Source organism: Mycoplana ramosa, from assembly GCF_041930185.1.
Taxonomy (GTDB): Bacteria; Pseudomonadota; Alphaproteobacteria; order Rhizobiales; family Rhizobiaceae; genus Mycoplana; species Mycoplana ramosa.
The window spans coordinates 1-4,107 of the sequence record NZ_JBHEEW010000031.1 but is presented as its reverse complement, the minus strand read 5'-3'; the positions used below and the strand labels follow the sequence as shown (position 1 = coordinate 4,107).

Genomic DNA, 4,107 nt, shown 5'->3' with positions numbered 1-4,107 from the left:
CTCACACCGCGCCATCTGGCGTATCCAAAACCGCCGAGGCTCTAATCGCCGCCGGATGAAAGTTCAGTGGCAGGTCAGACCCATTCCAACCATGTCTGGGCCATGGACTTCGTTCACGACCAACTGGCCACGGGGCGCAAAATCCGGGTATTGACGGTGGTCGACACCTTCTCGCGCTTCTCGCCTGCGGTTGATGCACGCTTCAGCTATCGGGGCGAGGATGTGGTTCAGACCCTGGAGCGGGTGTGCCGCCAGATCGGCTATCCGGCCTCGATCCGTGTCGATAACGGCAGCGAATTCATCTCCCGTGACCTTGACCTGTGGGCCTACCACAAGGGCATCGTGCTCGACTTCTCTCGGCCTGGCAAACCGGGGTTATTCGTTGAGCCGAAGGCTCCACTCAGACCGATCCGCCTGCACGCGACAAACGGCGATCTCGTTTCGGTTGAGCGAATTCGCAACGCGACGAGCGGGATTCTCCATCCGGCAATATCGATTCAACCGCAAACGGCGTGCTGAAGACTGTGTGGGACGGGTCAATTATCCGGCGCCTCCCTTATTTAATCCGATTAATTTCTATTCCGTCGGCGACGGCGTTTATGAGGTAAAGGCACTCCATTCCCTCAACGGGCAGCAAAGCCTTTGCAACGCCGTTGAGCACATCGGCCGATTTTCCGCTTGACAGGCTGTCGGATTGCCCACAGCCTATTCTCAGTATCAACCTACATTTCCTAAAATGAACAAGCACTTAACCTCAAACGCGCAAGCCTGCGCGTACTCGATCCCGCATGTCTACACGACAAAAACGGTCAGACGGCATCTGACCAAAACACCGGTCCGTTATCACGCCCGACCACTGTATAGCGGACCCGCCACTAGCGTAATAATCACGCTCACCGACGTCGTTATCGACCCTCCATTGGACGTCGTTTGCGGCAATCGCTTAGCCGGTTTCAACCAGAATGCGCTGACCGGATGGCGCAGGTATCTTGGCGACGAAGGCTGCGATGCAATACGGCTCGATGGCCGGGTCCTGGACATCAACGGCAGCCGCAAATGCAAAATCGATTTCTTCCGCGTCTGCCTGCTTCAGGACGACAAACCGCGCGTCGAGAAGGTCATTTTGCCCGAATACCCGCAAGGGGATCCCGCTTTTGCCTACCACTATCTTGCGGTCGGGCGATCCAATTCGGCCGATGCGCTGGCTAGGGCCAAGGATTTGTCATTGTCCTTCGCGAAAGGTACCAACAAGCCCTATGCGGATGTGACCGCCGAGATGGAAGCTGTTCTTTGGGTCTCCGAAGTGACACACAAGGGTCCAAGCTTTATTGTGCCTTTACAGGACACCAAAACGTCGCCCTCCAAAAAGACACACGCCGCCTGTGCTGCCACACCGGCGAAGACGAATGACGTCCGCGCTACACCGCAACTTCCACACGCAGTCGCCACCTTGGCACCCGATACAAGTCGACTTATGTCCTTCGAGGAGATCACTCCCTGGCTGGACCGGGAGATTACCTACGTCGCGCATCCTCTTTTCGAGGGGCAGGATGTCACCGTCGTGGTCGACAGCACCGGCTTTCATATAGGGGAAAACCTGCTCAATCCGGAAGATCTCGACCGCGTCTCCAAAATCTGCAGTGAAAGCGGGGATCGCCTGCGAGCATTTCTCGATCTCGGGCGCACGGCGTTTGCGGGAGGTGTTGATGGCTAAATTGAGAGCGACACGGCTGCGAGAGCAGAGAGCGCGGCAACAGGAATATCGCGATGCGCAGAAGAAGCTACGCCGCCCCGGCCGCGACGATATCGCCCGGATTGCGCTGCAGTGGTTGATTGTCAACACTGCGAAGCTCGCCGAGCGCGAAGGCAATCCCGCTCGGATGAGCAAAGTCGAGGAAGCGATCCTCGAGAAGCTGGTCGAGCAGGGATTTGATTCAGCGGCCTCAGACCGGGCGCTGGGCGATCTCATCGACAGATATGTCGACGGTGGCTGGGATTTCCGCCGCAAGCCACATCTTTGGACAGGCGATAACATCAAAGGCGGTGGGACCAAGGACCCAATGGATGGATCCTTTTGACGTAGGGAACTGTCACAAACGTCGTTTTCACAGAAGGACAATCGCTCCCCCCATTACTTCATTTAACGGCGTTTGCGATTGAATCGGAACGACAGAGTTTGAACCCTCTGCACGACCCGTCGCTTGTATCTGCCCATTCATGTCCCTAGGTACCGGGTAATCAGGGGGCTTCATGAGCAAAAACGTCATTGTCTACGCGCGCTATTCGACCGATCGCCAGGATGAGCAGTCGATCGAGACGCAGCTCGCGCGCTGCCAGGCGGTCATCGATCAGCACGGCTGGCAGCTCGTAGAGACCTATCACGACAGCGCCGTCAGCGGTACGAGCTACAAGCGGCGGCCCGGCATCCAGCAACTACTGAGGCGCGTGGAGCGGGGCGGCATCGACATCGTTCTCTGCCTTTCGACAGATCGTCTCTCCCGAGACGTCGCCCACAGCGCGCAGATCGGCAAGAAGCTGAGCTATCACGATGTCGAGCTTTGGACCGCGAGAGCCAATGCCCGCATTTCAGATATCGAGATGAACATCGGCGCGGTCCTCAGCCAGGAAACGGTCGAGCAAGGGCGCTACCGGACCCGCGAAGGCATGAGGACCACAGTCCAGAAGGGCAAGGCCGCAGGCGGCATTGCTTATGGCTACCGTGTAAAGCAGGCTTATGATGAGCGCGGGGACCGCATTCCCGGTCTGCGCGAGATCGACGAAGCCAAAGCGCGGATCATCATCTGGATATTCGAGGAATATGCAAAGGGTCGATCGCCGAAGGACATTGCTGTCGAACTCAACAGCCGCATACCCGCAGTACCCGGACCTCGCGGAGCCAAATGGCGCGACACAGCCATACGCGGACATGTCAGCCGTGGCACCGGCGTCCTGAACAATGAACTCTATATCGGGCGCGTGGTGTGGAACAGGCGCGAGTACCGGAAGAACCCCGATACAGAAGCGGGTCGCGCGCCCGAACGACCGCGACCATTGGGTTGTTAGGGAACAACCCGAGTTGCGGATCGTCTCAGACGCGCACTGGACTGCGGTCAAGAAGCGGCAGTTGGAAGTCGAACAGAGCTTCTCCCATACGACCACAAACCGCCTGAACAAGGCCCACCGGCCACAATATCTGCTGAGCGGCATTCTCGAATGCGCGCATTGCTTCGGGCCATATGCCATCATGGCCAAGGACCGCTACGGCTGCACAAATCGGCAGAAGAAGCTGCCGATCGACCATCTCGGCGGAATTACCTGCACGAACAGCAAGACGATCAGCCGTTACGAACTCGAAGATCGAGTGGTTTCTGCGGTTCCAGACAATCTTCTGGGTGCCGACAATCTCGACCGGATCAACCGCGACATCAAGGCGACTGTCGGACGCGGACATCAACGGGCATTAGTAGAGCCGGAACGGCTACGCACAGAGATCACCGCCATTGAAACCAAGCAAAAGGCGATCGGCGAGAAGATTGCAGAACGCATTATGGCCGGGCATGCCGTCATCCCCGCGCTCGATCAGATGCTGAATGAACTGGAACAACAACGCCTGTCACTGGCGAGCCAGTTGGCCGTAGCGCCTTCGACACCCGCACCGTTGGTGACACCACCCCTCAATGCCGGCATGCTCAAAAGCGCGATCGCCGCCGTCAAGACCATGCTGTCAACGCGAGAGAGTGGTGTCGAGGAGAGCTGGATATCAATCGCCAGGCAGCTCGTGCAAAAGGTGGTCATTGCGCCATCGGCAGATGGCAAGTCGGCGGAGCTGATCATCCATGGACGCCTCGCCGCCATCCTGGCCGCTCAGGAAGCCTGGCGCGAGGTTTCACGGGAACTGCGGGATCAACAATCAGCGGAATTTTTGCGCAAACGTTCCGCCGGGGAGTTCAAGTCGCTCGCAGACAAGACAAAATTCCTGCGCCGCTGCGAAGCCTTGCTGGCCGAGCGGGAGCAGGAATGGATGGCGTTACAAGTCTCAGTGGTTGCGGGGGCAGGATTTGAACCTGCGGCCTTCAGGTTATGAGCCTGACGAGCTACCGGGCTGCT

General features: G+C 58.1%; 4 protein-coding genes and 1 pseudogene. All 5 read left to right on the top strand.

Features of this window, described 5'->3' with window-relative positions; all coding sequences use genetic code 11:
* Positions 1–87: 87 nt before the first annotated feature.
* A pseudogene (locus tag JNC62_RS21055) lies at positions 88–372 on the top strand (integrase catalytic domain-containing protein); the annotation flags it as partial.
* Between the two features lie 322 nt (positions 373–694).
* On the top strand, positions 695–1,714 hold the full coding sequence (locus JNC62_RS21050; RefSeq protein ID WP_374841425.1) for a hypothetical protein: 1,020 nt from the start codon (positions 695–697) through the stop codon (positions 1,712–1,714).
* The gene (locus JNC62_RS21045; protein ID WP_374841423.1) at positions 1,707–2,078 is read left to right on the top strand and encodes a hypothetical protein; all 372 of its coding nucleotides are present in this window, start codon (positions 1,707–1,709) and stop codon (positions 2,076–2,078) included. Before JNC62_RS21050 ends, JNC62_RS21045 begins: the two co-directional genes overlap by 8 nt.
* Before the next feature lie 172 nt (positions 2,079–2,250).
* Positions 2,251–3,063, top strand: coding sequence for a recombinase family protein (locus JNC62_RS21040; RefSeq protein WP_374841421.1), 813 nt, complete (start codon positions 2,251–2,253; stop codon positions 3,061–3,063).
* 61 nt (positions 3,064–3,124) lie between these two features.
* Positions 3,125–4,084, top strand: coding sequence for a recombinase zinc ribbon domain-containing protein (locus JNC62_RS21035; RefSeq protein ID WP_374841419.1), 960 nt, complete (start codon positions 3,125–3,127; stop codon positions 4,082–4,084).
* Positions 4,085–4,107 lie beyond the last annotated feature (23 nt).

Excerpts from the sequence above, each read along its gene's own strand:
- JNC62_RS21045 (WP_374841423.1), top strand. The coding sequence starts at position 1,707 with ATGGCTAAATTGAGAGCGACACGGCTGCGAGAGCAGAGAGCGCGGCAA.
- JNC62_RS21040 (WP_374841421.1), top strand. The coding sequence starts at position 2,251 with ATGAGCAAAAACGTCATTGTCTACGCGCGCTATTCGACCGATCGCCAG.